The sequence below is a fragment of the Agrobacterium sp. H141 genome (genome assembly GCF_057158725.1).
The window spans coordinates 3,313,542-3,328,296 of the sequence record NZ_CM169893.1 but is presented as its reverse complement, the minus strand read 5'-3'; the positions used below and the strand labels follow the sequence as shown (position 1 = coordinate 3,328,296).

13 protein-coding genes are annotated in these 14,755 nt (G+C 59.8%); 4 read left to right on the top strand and 9 right to left on the bottom strand.

The window, feature by feature from the left end:
* Positions 1-52 precede the first annotated feature (52 nt).
* Positions 53-1,060, top strand: coding sequence for an asparaginase (locus ACWPM9_RS15620; RefSeq protein WP_484755730.1), 1,008 nt, complete (start codon positions 53-55; stop codon positions 1,058-1,060).
* A 10-nt stretch (positions 1,061-1,070) separates the two neighbouring features.
* On the opposite strand, the gene ACWPM9_RS15615 is transcribed toward ACWPM9_RS15620, so the two are convergent.
* The 6 genes from ACWPM9_RS15615 to ACWPM9_RS15590 all read right to left on the bottom strand — a co-directional run bounded on the left by ACWPM9_RS15615 (position 1,071) and on the right by ACWPM9_RS15590 (position 7,112).
* A complete protein-coding gene (locus tag ACWPM9_RS15615; protein ID WP_484755729.1) occupies positions 1,071-1,658 on the bottom strand; it encodes an IMPACT family protein in 588 nt (195 codons plus the stop codon).
* Between the two features lies 1 nt (position 1,659).
* Complete coding sequence (locus ACWPM9_RS15610; RefSeq protein ID WP_484755728.1) at positions 1,660-2,079, bottom strand: VOC family protein; 420 nt, start codon at positions 2,077-2,079, stop codon at positions 1,660-1,662.
* Positions 2,080-2,194: 115 nt separating this feature from the next.
* Positions 2,195-2,854, bottom strand: a complete 660-nt coding sequence (locus tag ACWPM9_RS15605; RefSeq protein WP_484755727.1) for a glutathione S-transferase family protein — start codon at positions 2,852-2,854, stop codon at positions 2,195-2,197.
* A 168-nt stretch (positions 2,855-3,022) separates the two neighbouring features.
* Complete coding sequence (locus ACWPM9_RS15600; protein WP_484755726.1) at positions 3,023-4,840, bottom strand: putative bifunctional diguanylate cyclase/phosphodiesterase; 1,818 nt, start codon at positions 4,838-4,840, stop codon at positions 3,023-3,025.
* A 116-nt stretch (positions 4,841-4,956) separates the two neighbouring features.
* Positions 4,957-6,330: a TIGR03808 family TAT-translocated repetitive protein gene (locus ACWPM9_RS15595; protein ID WP_484757664.1), complete on the bottom strand. Its 1,374-nt coding sequence runs from the start codon at positions 6,328-6,330 to the stop codon at positions 4,957-4,959.
* A 266-nt stretch (positions 6,331-6,596) separates the two neighbouring features.
* Complete coding sequence (locus tag ACWPM9_RS15590) at positions 6,597-7,112, bottom strand: MarR family winged helix-turn-helix transcriptional regulator (RefSeq protein ID WP_484755725.1); 516 nt, start codon at positions 7,110-7,112, stop codon at positions 6,597-6,599.
* A gap of 121 nt (positions 7,113-7,233) precedes the next feature.
* On the opposite strand from ACWPM9_RS15590, the gene ACWPM9_RS15585 reads away from it, so the two are divergent.
* Positions 7,234-8,748, top strand: a complete 1,515-nt coding sequence (locus ACWPM9_RS15585; protein WP_484755724.1) for an MDR family MFS transporter — start codon at positions 7,234-7,236, stop codon at positions 8,746-8,748.
* A 26-nt stretch (positions 8,749-8,774) separates the two neighbouring features.
* On the opposite strand, the gene scpA is transcribed toward ACWPM9_RS15585, so the two are convergent.
* Positions 8,775-10,910, bottom strand: coding sequence for a methylmalonyl-CoA mutase (gene scpA, locus ACWPM9_RS15580; RefSeq protein ID WP_484755723.1), 2,136 nt, complete (start codon positions 10,908-10,910; stop codon positions 8,775-8,777).
* 4 nt (positions 10,911-10,914) lie between these two features.
* Positions 10,915-12,288 (bottom strand): methylmalonyl-CoA mutase family protein, encoded by a 1,374-nt coding sequence (locus tag ACWPM9_RS15575; protein ID WP_484755722.1) that lies wholly within the window; start codon positions 12,286-12,288, stop codon positions 10,915-10,917.
* A gap of 202 nt (positions 12,289-12,490) precedes the next feature.
* On the opposite strand from ACWPM9_RS15575, the gene ACWPM9_RS15570 reads away from it, so the two are divergent.
* Positions 12,491-13,279, top strand: a complete 789-nt coding sequence (locus tag ACWPM9_RS15570) for a L,D-transpeptidase (RefSeq protein ID WP_428186466.1) — start codon at positions 12,491-12,493, stop codon at positions 13,277-13,279.
* Between the two features lie 188 nt (positions 13,280-13,467).
* The gene (locus tag ACWPM9_RS15565; protein WP_428185514.1) at positions 13,468-14,172 is read left to right on the top strand and encodes a L,D-transpeptidase family protein; all 705 of its coding nucleotides are present in this window, start codon (positions 13,468-13,470) and stop codon (positions 14,170-14,172) included.
* Here the strand turns inward: ACWPM9_RS15565 and ACWPM9_RS15560 are convergent.
* Positions 14,156-14,629 carry a MarR family winged helix-turn-helix transcriptional regulator gene (locus ACWPM9_RS15560; RefSeq protein WP_428185513.1) on the bottom strand — a complete coding sequence of 158 codons (474 nt, stop codon included), beginning with the start codon at positions 14,627-14,629 and terminating at the stop codon, positions 14,156-14,158. The genes ACWPM9_RS15565 and ACWPM9_RS15560 overlap by 17 nt on opposite strands.
* Positions 14,630-14,755 lie beyond the last annotated feature (126 nt).

Sequence of the window (14,755 nt, the reverse complement as noted above, 5' to 3'; positions counted from 1 at the left end):
GGCGAGGGCGTATCAGGCACATCCAAATATCGTGATCGCATAGAGGTGCCGCATGACCAATCCCGTTCTCGTCGAAGTCACTCGTGGCAACCGTGTCGAAAGCCGTCACCGCGGTATTGCCGTCGTGGTCGATGGCGATGGCAAGGTCACGCAGTCGCTGGGCGATGTCGACGCAGCCGTTTTCCCACGCTCGGCCTGCAAGGCCATGCAGGCATTGCCGCTGGTTGAAAGCGGTGCCGCCAATGCCTTTGGCTTCGGCGCAAGCGAACTGGCAATTGCCTGTGCCTCGCATTCTGGCGAAGATGCCCATGTCGAACTCGCCGCCTCCATGCTGGCGCGCGCCGGACAGAACGAAAGCGTGCTTGAATGCGGCGCCCATTGGTCGTCGGAGAGGGAGGTCCTCATTCATCAGGCGCGCACCCTCGACAAGCCATCCGCGCTTCATAACAATTGCTCGGGCAAGCATTCCGGCTTTGTCTGCGCCTGCTGCCATCTGGGTTACGATCCGAAGGGCTACACCACCTATGATCACCCGCTGCAACGCGACATCCGCGGTGTCATGGAAAGCCTGACGGGGGCGGCCCTTGGCGAGGACAATTGCGGCACTGATGGTTGTTCGATCCCCACCTATGCCATTCCGCTTGTCGCCCTGGCGCGTGGCTTTGCCAAGATGGGAACGGGTAACGGGCTTGAGCCGCTGCGGGCAGGGGCCGCGCGCCAGCTGATTGAAGCCTGCATGGCTGAACCTTTCTATGTGGCGGGAACCGACCGCTTCTGTACGCGCCTGATGACGCTGTCGCCCGGCAAGATCTTTGCCAAGACCGGTGCCGAAGGTGTGTTCTGCGCCATTCTGCCGGAAAAGGGCATTTCGATTGCACTCAAATGCGAAGACGGCACCACCCGCGCCGCAGAAGCCATGATTGCCGGCTTGCTGTCGGCCCATTTCGAGGCCGGAACGCCCGAGCGCGAAGCCCTGACGGCCATGGCCCATCACCGGATGCACAACTGGAACGGCATCCATGTCGGCGATGTCCGCGTCACCGACGCGCTGTTTGCCTGAGTGACGAACCTCAGTCGTCGAACCTGAACTGGGAGCGGCCATTGGTGAGGTCGCTCACCAGGACGGAAACGGTGTCGGTATCCGAGATCGGAACGCTAAGGGTGATGTCGGCGCCGGTGGAGGTAAAATCCTCGCGCGTGATCGACAGACCGGGGATGGACAAGAGCCGTGCCTTGACCAGTGCCAGATCGGAAAACGGCACCGCTGCCGTCCCCTCGGTCATGGCAATCACCGGCGACAGCGTGCCCGCCTTCAGGCAACTGGCCGCGGTTCCCCCATAGGCGCGCATCAGCCCGCCAGTACCGAGCTTCACGCCGCCAAACCAGCGAGTGACGACAACGGCGATATTGTCGACGTCCTGGCCGTCTATGGCAGCCAGGATCGGCTTTCCGGCAGTGCCGCCGGGCTCGCCGTCATCAAAAAAGCGATACGCCTGACCTATCCGCCATGCCCAGCAATTATGATTGGCATCACCGGTGGAACTCGCGGCAATTGCATCCTTCGCTTCGTCCTCGCTTGCAACGGGGATAGCGAAGGCCAGAAATCTGCTTTTCTTGATGATCTGCTCGAAGGAGACCGGTTCTGCCAGTTGGAACATGTCAGACGGCGAAGATCTCGCCTTCGTCGGCATAGGCCTTGAATTCCAGCGCATTGCCGGATGGATCGTAGAGAAACATTGTGCGCTGCTCGCCGGCCATTCCCTCAAAGCGCAGCTTCGGCTTCATGCCCCAGCGCGTGGACGGATCCTCGTTTAGCCTTCGGGCAAGCGAGAGAAATTCCTCCATCTTCAGGATCACGCCAAAATGCGGGATTGGCACGACATCGCCATCCACCGTGCCGCTTGCCGTATCCTTCGGCATCTCAGCGCGCAGATGCGCCGACATCTGATGGCCGAACAGATCGAAGTCGATCCACTTGCCGGGGCTTTCGCGCCCGATCCGGCAACCCAGCACCGTTCCATAGAAATGCCGCGTGGCTTCGATGTCGGTAATCGGAAAGGCAAGGTGAAAAGGGCGCATGGCAAGTTTCTCCAGGAGGGGCATTCGAGGGATTTGTTACCCCAATATCAGGCGGCTGCAAACAGGTAGTCTCGGCATCCGAGAGCTCCATGTCCCATGCCGGCGTGTCTGCTTTCTATTCGGCTTCGTCCGCGCGCGCGCTCCACATGGCCTTGAAAGCCGAACGGTCCTGGCAGCGCGCCAGCCAGTCGCGAACATGAGGATGTGCTTCCATCAGCGGAATATGCGCTGAGGCATAGCGGATAATTTCGGCCAGATTGACATCGGCAACGGTGAAACGGCCACCGACCATATAGTCGTTGGACGAAAGGTGTTGTTCCAGCACGCCGAATGGGCGTGTGAGCAGGCGAACGGCCACTGCCGCCTCTGCCTGTCCGGCCTCTGACTCGAGCCGGCCCTCGGCGGCTGCGGTGGATATCTTCAGCGCATTGGTCTCGATCTCGGTTGCACCGAAAAACGACCACTGGCTCATCAGCCCGTCTTCTTGCGTATCTGCCGGTGCCAGAGGTCCGCCATGCTTGCGCGCCAGATACAGATTGATGGCCATGGATTCAAACAGCACGAAGCCGTCATCGTCTATGGTCGGGATCGTGCCCATGGGATTGATGGCAAGGAAAGATGTCGAGCGTGTATTGATCGGCGCGTCCGGAGCGCGCGGATCGGCCAGCCTGCGGGCCTGCACCACCGGCACGTGATCGAAGGCAAGTCCCAGCTCCCGGGCAAACCACAGGGTTCTCGTAGCGCGCGATCGGTAGGCGCCGTAAATCGTCAGCATACCCTGTTCTCCTTCACTGATCTGGAATGAGAAACGACCCTATCCGGGGTGGCTGACAATTTGAAGAGGCTCGCGACTGATCGCAGCAGCAATTTCAATCACGGCCCCCGCGCCTTGGAAACGGTCACAAGGCGGACCGCAGGATCGGCTTTGAAAGTAGCATGCAGCTCAGCCGGTAAGGGATGCTGCAAGCAGTCGCGGGCGGTTCACCTGTTTGCCGTGGTTCTTCAACAGACCTGTCATGGCGTCATAGTCCACGGCTTTCGAGAACAGATAGCCCTGACCTATCTGGCAGCCGAGTTTTAACAGCAGGCCCGCCTGGTCGATCGTCTCGATGCCTTCGGCAATCACGGACATGTCCAGCCCCTTGGCGATTCCCACCAGGCCCTGGATGATGACCAGGCCACGGCTTTCATTGACCATGCGTTGCACGAAGGTTCGGTCGATCTTGATCATGTCGACCGGCACGGTCAGAAGATGTGTCAACGAGGCAAAGCCGGTACCGAAATCGTCCAGCGCGACGCGCATGCCCATGGCTCTCATGGCATTGATCTGTGAAGCGATATTCTGATCGCGCTGATCGAGATAGACGGATTCCGTGATCTCCAGGGTAAGCTTTGTCAGCGGCACGCCGGCCGTCTCAAAAACGGTGGCGATGCGCTCTGCCAATCCGTCGTGACAAAAGTCGGCAGCAGACAGATTGATGCCCACACGTCCGAAATCATAGCCCGTATCGAGCCAGCGCCGCGCATCGATCGCAACCTTGGTCAGCATCAACTGGGTCAGTTCCAGCGCAGCCTGCCCATCGCGTGTCGCCTCATGGAAGCTTTCGGCGGTGACCACGCTCCCATCCGGGAGTACGAGACGGCAGAGCGCTTCCATGCCCTTGATCTCGCCGGTGCTCAGTTCAACCACGGGCTGATAGAAAGGCACGATGCTGTCCGTGCGCAGCGCATCGGTGAGCGTCTGGATGGAGCGAAATCGCCTGGCGATTGCCGTGCCCAGTCCCGGAGCATATTCGATGAATTGCCCCCGTCCACGTTCCTTTCCGTGGTAGAGCGCGTAATCGGCCTTCTGGCGCATGCTTTCCGGCGTATCGTGCTCGGTTGCAACCGCGCCGCCGATTGTCATGGATGATCTGAGATGTTGACCGGCACAGATGCAGGCCTCCTTCATCGACCCGATAAGGCGCGCGGCAAGATCGTTCATCTCGGTCCTGCCGCCGTTGATGATAATGCCGAATTCGTCTCCGCCCATGCGGAAGCTGGCACCCTTGGGGGCTTCGCGGGCAATACGTCTTGCGGCTTCGCAGATCAACTCGTCGCCGGCCTGATGGCCCAGCCTGTCATTGACGAGCTTCAGATTGTCGAGATCGGCAATCAGCAGGCTCCAAGGCTGTTTCCGCTTGTCACAGTCCTGGATCAGGGCGTTGAAGCGCCCGCGATTGGGCAATTGGGTCAGCGGGTCGGTTTCGGAAAGCCTTTGCCGTTCTTCCAGGCGCAGTTCTCGCTCTATGGCGATGGCACACAGATGCGTGCAGGTATCGACGATGTGTTGTTCGAACGTGGAAGGTCCGCGTGTCGTATGGAAATAGAACGCAAATGTCCCCAGAACCTTGTCGCCAAGCTGGATCGGTGTCGACCAGCAGGCACGCAGCCCGCAGCCCAGTGCCAGGTCGGCAAATGGCGCCCAATAGGGGTGGTTGGCAATGTCGGTTATGACGATGGATTGTCCGGTATAGGCGGCCGCACCGCAAGAGCCAACGTCAGGCCCGATTGTGACGCCATCGATCGCTTCAATATAGTGTTGGGGCAAAGAGGGGCCCGAAAGGCTCCACAATCGTCCCTGGTCGCACAGTTTGAGAACAGAACACACGACATCCGGAGCCATCTCCTCCACCGATAGACACAACGTATCGAGCGTCTCGCGCAGCGGTGCACCGCGCGCGATCATTTCGAGGATGGTATTCTGTAACTTGGTAATCATGGCGTCTCGTCGGGTTACTCAGAGACAGTATGATCACGGCTCGCTTAAATTGATGTTACGAATATGCTAAATATTTAAATATCGATGAGCTTGTTGTGGAAGATCTCGTCTCCGCATCATGTTTTGCGGTTGCCGGCAATCGTCAGATGGGCATAGCGATCCGGTGTTGCCAGCAGGTCCTCCGTCTCCAGATCGTTCCAGCGATAACCTGCAATTGCAGCCTTGGAGACCGCGCTGAACACATTTGCGCTGATGATGGCGCTTCCAGACTCCTCGACCACGGTCACATAAATGCCGACAGGTGTATCGCGAATAACATTGCCGCTCGCAACCACATCCCGCAGATAAGGCCCCCAGCCGAGCATCAAGCCGTAACGCGGGGCCTTCTCGATCACGTTGTTGGAGACGACGGTGTCCGCCTCCACCGAGATGCCAAAGCCGAAGCCAGCGCCGTCATGCTCGTAGGGGCCGGCGAGCTGGAGGTTGCGCACCAGATTGCCGGTCACGGTCGATAACCGTCCGCCATCCATGAAATTGGCGACCACAATGCCGTTTGCGGCGCCGTCGATCAGGTTGTCGGAGATGATGGCCCCTTCGAACACGAACTCCGAATAGATGGCCGTCTCGCCGCATGACAGGCATGTGTTGCCGCTGATGATGATGTCGGAAGCCGAATTGGCGCGGATGGCGGTGAAGGCGCAGTCGGAAATGTGGTTGCCGCTGACCATCACATTGTCGGCGCGAAAGACATTGATGCCATTGCCATATTCACCGGTTCCGCCGCTTCGGGCACCAATCCGGCTGACACGATTGCCGAGAACCTGGCTTCCGTCTGCGCCTTTTTCCCAGCGATGGACCAGAATGCCACCATTTCCGCAATCGGAGACGGTGTTGGCGGTAATCAGCAGTTCGACGCATTCCACTGCGTAAAGCCCCATATCGGCAGCCTTGGCAATGCGGGTGCGTTCAATCCGCCCACCGCAGCGCTCAAGTCGCAACCCCATATTGCCGCTATCGACGATCTCGCAATTGTCGATCAGCACTGCGCCGCATTCGGTAAAATTGGCCAGGGCCGCTTCGGTGTCTTCGCCAAACCCGTGGCCCGCACCATCCAGCACGATATCGCGCAACTCCACCCGCGCCGCGCCGGCGCAGGACACAAGCGCGCCGCCACCGCCATGAACAATCCGCGATGCGCCGGAGACACCGATCAGCCGGGCACCATCCGGCAAGGTAAGATCGGATGCCACATAGCGCCCCGCCGGCAGGAAAACCGGCAGATCGCGCGCGGCTCCCTCATTGATAATGGCCTGCAGCGCCGCACTCTGATCCTCGTCGGCATTGCTGACCACACCGGCTGCTGTCGCATCGATCGCGCCGCGCAAAGGTGTCGCATCGAGGACCGCCTGGGCAAAGGATGGCCAGGCGGATGCGCCACAGCCAAGGGCAGGCAGAGTCATGAATGCCAGAACCTGTCGCCGCTTCACCATGGTCATCCCTTTGCCCCCCGCATAATCACGCCAATCGCATGGTCGTGCGATTCCCCTGAGGGAAAATAGCACAGCCGCATCGATAGATTTGCTTTAGATCAAAGCGGGCTTCAACCGAGCGGTTAGAACAGGGACAGCGTTTGGAGCACGGGGGCGCTGAAGGGGAGACGGCAGAAGCGCATCGTCTTGCGGCACGCTGCCGTGTGAGAAGGTCGGCACTGGCACAATCGCCAGGCCGGCCTTTCTGCTTTCGGGTAATTTATCTTTTATGCGCCGGGTTCGCGGGCCCGGGCAATGCCTTCGAACTCGTCGACGAAGCGGCTGAACAGACGGGAAAACTGGGCCACATCGTCATCGGCCCAGCCGGTGAGGCAGCCTTCTATGATGTCTCGCTTGATCCGCTGCATCTCCTTCATCATGCCAAGCGACTTTTCCGTCAAAAGCACAACGGTGCGCCGGGCATCTTCTTGGGAAACGGCGCGTTGCAACATGCCGTTCTGAACAAGCTCGGCCACCAGACGACTGCTGCGCGACGGGTCGACACGCATCGCCTCCGCGATCGCCCCGACGGTCACTTCGCCGGCGCCGCGCCGCACCACTTCGATGACATCGAAATGCGAAATATCCAGTTCCGGTGCCACCTTGTCTATGGTCACGCGGCTGATGATGCGCCGGCCGATCAGCAGTCTCCAACGCGACATGGCCTGCGAAATCAGATCGATGTCGGCATCGGCGCTCTCGTTTTTAGTCTGTGTTTGCAGTCGTTCAGCGGTCGTCATCATTGGTCCCAAACCTTGATTTGAAGCGAGACTACCCTAGTTGGTTGAAAATGTCATCTACGTGACATTGACATTTATGTGCGTTTGTCACATAAAATGCCGCAATTCAACGCAGGTATTGTTCATGGATATGCGCCCCGCGCCGCAGGAACCTCTGGTTTCCGACCCTCGTTTGCGACTTTTTCTGTTCCTGATCCTTATGACCGCCATGTTCATGGCAACGCTGGACAATCAGATCGTCTCCACCGCCCTGCCGACCATTGTCGGTGAATTCGGTCAGCTCGAGCGTTTCGGCTGGGTAGGCTCCGCCTATCTCCTCACCATGAGTGCGGTCATGCCGCTATATGGCAAGCTCGGCGATCTGTTCGGGCGTAAATATGTGATCATCGCAGCGGTCAGCATCTTCACGCTTGGCTCACTCGTCTGCGGGCTTTCCGTTTCCATGGATACACTCATTGCAGCGCGCGTGCTTCAGGCGCTCGGCGGTGGCGGCATCATGGTGTCGATCTTCGCCATCAATGCCGATCTGTTCGAGCCACGCGAGCGCGCCAAATACCAGAGCTATGCCAGCCTCGTATTGATGATCTCCGGCGCCCTTGGGCCGGTACTGGGTGGGATCATGAGCGACACGTTCGGCTGGCGCTCCATCTTCCTCATCAACCTTCCTATCGGCATTGTCGTGCTCACCGGCCTGGCAATTTTCCTGCCTTACCGCAAGCCGCAACGCAAACCGAAGATCGACTATGCCGGCGCTCTGTTTTTGGCAGGGGCCATCTCCAGCATCGTGCTATGGGCAGACAGCAGCGAATTGTTTGGCTCGTTGGTATCTGCGCAAAGCCTGGCTATCGTTGCCTTCGGTCTTGTCTGCCTGACGATCTGGATTGGCGTCGAGCGTCGCGCGGAAGAGCCTGTCGTGCCGCTCAGCCTGTTTTCCAAATCCACCATCAACCTGTTGCTGATCATTTCGATCACCAGCGGTGCGGTTGGCATCGGCCTGTCGAACTATTTTGCCCTGTTCCTTCAGACCACCACGGGCCTGTCGCCAACGGTTGCCGGTCTTCTGTTTACGCCGATCACGATTGGCATTGCCGTCGGTTCCCTGTCTGCCGGTCGCATCATGTCGATCACCGGCCGCTACAAGATCTTCTCCATTGCAAGCACGACCTCCAGCATGATCATGCTTCTGGTGTTCAGCACTCTCGCCGCCGCTCCACCGCTTTATCTCGTCGCCATCCTGTTTTTCATCCAGGGCCTCGGGATCGGCGTCGGCCAGCAGGTCCCGGTGCTTGGCGTCCAGAATGCGGCCCTTGCGCGCGACACTGGCGCGGCCACCGGCACGGTCACGCTCACCCGCATGGGCGGTGCTGCCATCGGAATCTCCATTTATGGCGCCATCCTGTCGGCGGGCGTCGCCCATCTGGCAACGCCCATCCCCGGCGTCGACAATATCAAGGAACTCACGCCGGCAGTCCTGGAAACCCTGCCGGCGGCAACCCAGGCGCTGGTCGCGGAAGTCTATACCGGCGCTTTCCGCCCGCTCTTCCTCGGGGCAGCGCTCATCAGCGCCGTTGGCCTGATCGCCGCCGTGTTCCTCAAGAATGTGCAACTGCCAAGCTCGCTCGCCAAGAAGGCGGGCTGAGCCGGGTTCCATGACGGCATGGGTGTTCAGTTGGTCGACAGCTTGTCGATCAGCGCCGACGCGGCCTCGGCAATCACCGTGCCGGGCGGGAAGATTGCATCTGCCCCGGCTGTCTCCAGCGCTGCAAAATCCTGCGGCGGAATAACGCCGCCGACTGCAATCAGCTTGCCGGATGCGCCTCGCTTGGACAGCGCGTCGCGCAGTTCCGGCACCAGTGTCAGGTGACCGGCGGCAAGCGATGAAGCCCCCACCACATGCACGCCCTCGCGCACGGCCAGTTCCGCAACCTCTTCCGGTGTCTGGAACATCGCGCCCACCACCACGTCGAAGCCCAGATCGGCAAAGGCGGTGGCAATCACCTTCTGCCCCCGGTCGTGACCGTCCTGACCCATCTTGGCCACCAGAATACGGGGCTTTTCGCCGCTCGCCGCCTTGAACGCCTCGACCTTGGACACCGCCAGATTGAAAGCAGCATCGCTGTCGCCGACTTCCTTGCGATAGACACCCGATATGGTGCGGATCTCGGCGACATGCCGGCCATAGGCCTTTTCCAGGGCAAGCGAAATCTCGCCAACAGTGGCGCGGGCACGGGCCGCCTTCACCGCAAAGTCGAGCAGATTGCCATCGCCGGACTTGGCCGACTGTGTCAAAGCATCGAGCGCTGTCTCCACGGCATGGGTGTCGCGCGTCCCCTTGAGCTGCTGAAGCTTGGACAACTGGCGAGCGCGGACCTCGGAATTGTCGACCTTCAGCACATCCACTTCGATATCGCGTTCGGGCCGCGAGAAATTGATCCCCACCACCGTCTGCTGCCCGCTGTCGATCCGGGCTTGCGTCCGTGCCGCGGCCTCCTCGATGCGCATCTTCGGAATGCCCTTTTCAATCGCCTTGGCCATGCCGCCGGAGGTTTCCACCTCCTCGATATGGACAAGCGCTCTCGCCGCCAGATCGTGCGTCAGCGCTTCCACATAGGCAGAACCTCCCCACGGATCGATGATCCGGGTCGTGCCGGATTCGGTCTGCAGCATGATCTGCGTATTGCGGGCAATGCGAGCCGAATGGTCGGTCGGCAGCGCCAGTGCCTCGTCGAACGAATTGGTGTGCAGAGACTGGGTGTGCCCCTGTGTTGCCGCCATCGCCTCCACCATGGTGCGAATGATGTTGTTCATCGGATCCTGCGCCGTCAGTGACCAGCCGGATGTCTGGCTATGGGTTCGAAGTGCAAGCGATTTGGGGTTCTGCGGCGAGAAGTTCTTGGCAATCAGCGTCGCCCATAAAAGCCGGGCCGCCCGCATCTTTGCCACTTCCATGAAGAAATTCATGCCGGTCGCCCAGAAAAACGAAAGGCGCGGGGCAAAGCTGTCGATATCGAGCCCGGCCTTCACACCGGCACGCGCATATTCAATGCCGTCGGCAATGGTATAGGCCAGTTCCAGATCCGCCGTCGCGCCTGCTTCCTGCATGTGGTAGCCGGAAATCGAGATCGAATTGAACTTCGGCATGCGGGTCGAGGTATACTGGAAGATATCGGAAATGATCCGCATCGAGGGTTGCGGCGGATAGATATAGGTATTGCGGACCATGAACTCCTTGAGAATGTCGTTCTGGATGGTGCCCGAAAGCTTGTCTTCAGAAACGCCCTGTTCTTCCGCAGCCACGATATAGAGTGCCATGATCGGCAGCACCGCACCGTTCATCGTCATCGACACGCTCATCTGGTCGAGCGGAATGCCATCGAACAATTGCTGCATGTCGAGAATGCTGTCGATCGCAACCCCTGCCATGCCCACATCGCCGGCAACCCGCGGATGATCGCTGTCATAGCCGCGGTGGGTGGCAAGATCGAAGGCTACGGACAGACCCTTCTGGCCGGCTGCCAGATTGCGCCGATAGAACGCATTGGATTCTTCCGCCGTGGAAAATCCCGCATATTGCCGGATCGTCCAGGGTTGCTGAACATACATGGTGGGGTAGGGGCCGCGCAGAAAGGGAGCGGTGCCGGGATAGGTATCGAGATGGCTCAATCCGTCAAGATCGCCCTCGCCATAGGCGCTGTTGACCGCAATGCCTTCCGGCGTATTCCACACCGCGCCATCGTGGCGGGCCTCAGGCGCATTGGGCGTGGTCCACGACGTCTCGGAGAAATTCGGGATCTTGCTCATCGCCTTACTCCGCCCTGTCCGAAAGCAGCGTCGGCGCGAGGCCGGATGCAGTGCATTTTTCCAACGGTCCGAGCACGGTGACGGCCCGTTCCTTATCCATGGGAAACAAGGTCGTTCCCACAATGGGCCGCGAGACCCGGCTTTTGGCTTTCGATGCGACGGAGGCGGCAAAGGAGCCATCGGTCAGCGCCCGGATGATCCCGCCATTCTTCTCGATCGCCATGAAGATCTCCCAGGCAGCCTCGCACAACCCGTCGGTCAAGGCCTCGATGCCGCCGGCACCGGCCGCAGGATCGCAGACCTGGTCGAGATGGCTTTCGGCCATCAGGATCACCTGCGTGTTGCGGGCAAGCCGCCGCGCCAGCGGATCGGGATTGCCGTGGGTCAGCGTGTGCGAAAGCACCGTCACCTCGTCGGCGCCGCCAACGCCGGCGGCAAATACCGCAGTCGTATTGCGCAGGATATTGGTCTCCGGATCGAGCCTTGTGAGCATGCGGTAGCTGGTTTCCATCATCAGATGGGCCGCAGAAGGCTTGGATATTCCGCAAATTTCCTGCATGTGGGCAACGATCAGTCGGGCAGCGCGACCCTTGGCAATGGTCAGGAACTGGTCCTGATCGGCACTGAGCGCAAGTCCGCACAGGGCAAACGTATCGCCCGCATCCATGCCGGCAGCGTCCATCTCCCGCAGATAATGAGCAAGCGAGGCGGCCATGAATGCCAGTTCCTGCGCTTCCGTCCCGCCGGCATTATGCACGGCGCGGCCACTGGCCGTCAGAATGCTGCCTGCATGGTCCAGAAGCTTGAGGGATTTAACTGCCTCTGCAAACTTGCCCGGCTGAGCCCCGTTGCCGGAAAAAACCATGGCACTCATGGGGTCGATGCCGAAATGGATGGCCCCGCCATTTCCGCCGGCGGTGTCGATGGCGCGGGCCAGTTCCTGTGCACCATCCACAGCCAGATTTCCGCCCTCAAGCCTGATCGCATAACGATGGGCAGCCCGGGCTGCCGCCAGCCGTGACAGCAGGGAAGCGGTCATCTGGTCAAGGCCCAGCCCGTAGGCACAGGGACTGTCGCCGCAGACGAGTGAAATGCCTGTCGCGCCGTTTTCCAGGTCGTCAGCCATCTGCACCAGAGCGCGTTTTTCGTCCGGATCGTCCATGCGCTGGGCGACTGTCCACCCACCACTCGATTGCCGCGCCAGAGGGTGAGCGCCTTTACGGCGCGCATAAAGGGGTTCGATCACCAGCCCGTCATCGGAGGCGGACGTCAAGGTGGCAGCGAAATCTGCACCTTTCAGTGCTTTTTCCACCAGCTTTTGCCAATTGTCGCGGCCGTTGCCGGCAAAGGCGATGTCCTCCAGAATGCGTGCATCCATATGAATAAACTCCCTGAGGCGGCCTTTATGAGTCTTTTGAAACGAAGCGTCAAACCTGACTTTGGTTGAGGCCGCGCCATCTCCTTGTCAAATCGCCCGGCTCGCATGGCATCCGCGCATACGACAGCTTCGCGCCAGCCGCGATTGCCATGATGCCGCGGACTCAAAAAACGCGCACTGATGAAGTAAGATGGTATTGAAGATGGTATTTTTGCGCCGGGCTCTGGTTTTAGTCGGAGCTTTTTCCGGGCTCGCCACCCTCGGCGGATGTTATTTCGTCACCGATACGAGCCGGACGAATATCGAAGTCTTTCAGGATGAGGTGGCCCCGGTCTATTACGATCCGGCCCGCGTGCAGCCGGCTGTCGTTCAACCGGTGCCGCAAAAGAAGAACCTCTACGAGACGCAGTTCCATCAGACCTACGGCCTGCCGGTCAATGCGCCGGTCAATCGTGCCATCTATGGTGAGCAGCGCGTGGATGGTCGGACCATCCCCGCCATTCCGCTGCAGCGCGTCGACGCTTCCGTCTTGCGGCGGGAAGTCAGCTACCAGACGCCGGAGCCTGCCGGCACCATTGTCGTCGATACCAAGTCGCGCCATCTTTATCTGGTCGAGCCGAACGGCAAGGCCATCCGCTATGGTGTGGGTCTCGGTAGCGAGGCCTTTGCCTGGAGTGGACGCGGCGTGATCCAGATGAAGCAGAAATGGCCACGCTGGACACCCAGCGATGACATGGTCGAGCGCCAGCCGGCGCTGAAGCCCTTCGGTGTTTCCGCAGGTGGGCTGGAAGCCGGCCTCAATAATCCGCTCGGGGCCCGCGCGCTCTACATCTATCAGAACGGCAAGGACACGCTCTACCGTGTTCACGGCACGCCCGACTGGCAGTCGGTCGGCAAGGCCACATCGTCTGGATGTGTGCGCATGTTCAATCAGGACGTCATCGATCTCTATGACCGCGTGGGCGACAAGGCCCCGATTGTGGTCATTTAGCCACGCTTTCGCAGAACGCCGTCAAGCTCTCGCTTTTGTGAAGCCTCAGCCATGTCGCAAGCGCTGCGGCTTTGCTACGGACCATCCATGAATTCCGGCGCTGCGGGGAACCAATTGGGCAGCAAAGGCATTTAGCCGGACGAGGGGCGGTCCGGTCCGCTCTTGTTCCGTGAAGGTATCCTGTATCCATGTCCTCCCAAAATCCAATATCGCGCCGCTCCTTCCTGTCATTTTCAGGCCTCGGCGCAGCAGCGCTGCTGACCGGCTGCGCATCCTACGGGCCATCGAACCCATCCATCACACCAATTGCTGCCCGTCCGGGTTTCCCGGATGGTGGTTCGGCTGAACTGGATGCGATGTATGGCCAGGTGGTCGACAACGGTTATGTCATCCCCGCCATCCCCTATAAGCGCATCAATCCGCGCTTCTATCGCCAGCGCGTAATCGATCCCACGGGCGAAGCACCCGGCACCATTGTGGTCGATACGCCATCGCGCTTCCTCTATCTGGTCGAGCCAGGTGGCAGCGCCATGCGTTACGGCGTGGGTATCGGTCGCGAAGGCTTTGCCTGGCAGGGCACAGGCGTGATCCAGTGGCGCCAGAAATGGCCGAAATGGACCCCGCCAAACGAAATGATCGCCCGCCAGCCGGAACTCGCCAAATACTCCTCGGCCAATGGCGGCATGCCGCCGGGTCTGATGAATCCGCTGGGTGCGCGCGCGCTTTACATTTTCCAGAATGGCAAGGACACGCTGTATCGTCTGCACGGTTCGCCGGAATGGAATTCCATCGGCAAGGCCGTATCGTCCGGCTGCGTACGCCTGATGAACCAGGATATCATCGATCTCTACGACCGCGTGCCCAACAAGGCCCGCATCATGGTTCGTCAGTAGAACCCTGCGCAGTCTGTTCCAGGCTGTGCCGCAATGCATGTAGATTTTCGCGCAGGGCGACCAGGCTGTCTTTCGTGCAGCCGGTCGCCTTGCCGATCTGCATCATGATACCGGCGGCTTGCTCCTGCAGCGCCGCACCATCTTCCGTCAGCGAAATCAGCACCTGGCGCTCGTCGACATCCGCACGTCGGCGCATGATCCTGCCTGCCTGTTCCAGACGCTTGAGCAGCGGTGACAGCGTGCCGGAATCGAGCCCCAGCTGATCGCCGATTGCTTTCACCGTCTGATGGTCTTTTTCCCAAAGTGCCAGAAGTACCAGATATTGTGGATAGGTCAGCGCCAATGGCTGCAGCAGCGGCTTGTAGGCTCTGTTGAAGGCATGGGCGGCACCATAGATCGCAAAGCACAATTGTTGATCCAGTGTCGTCTTTGCCTTCACGCCATTGTCTTCCGGCATTCACGGGTCTCCATGCGTTTGATTGCGCGATTGTCGCAATTCCGGTTGGCAGATGCAATGTGCGGAAATTTAAGTTGCGCACAATTCAATTGTGTATTATATAAATCGCATCGTCAATTCAACAAG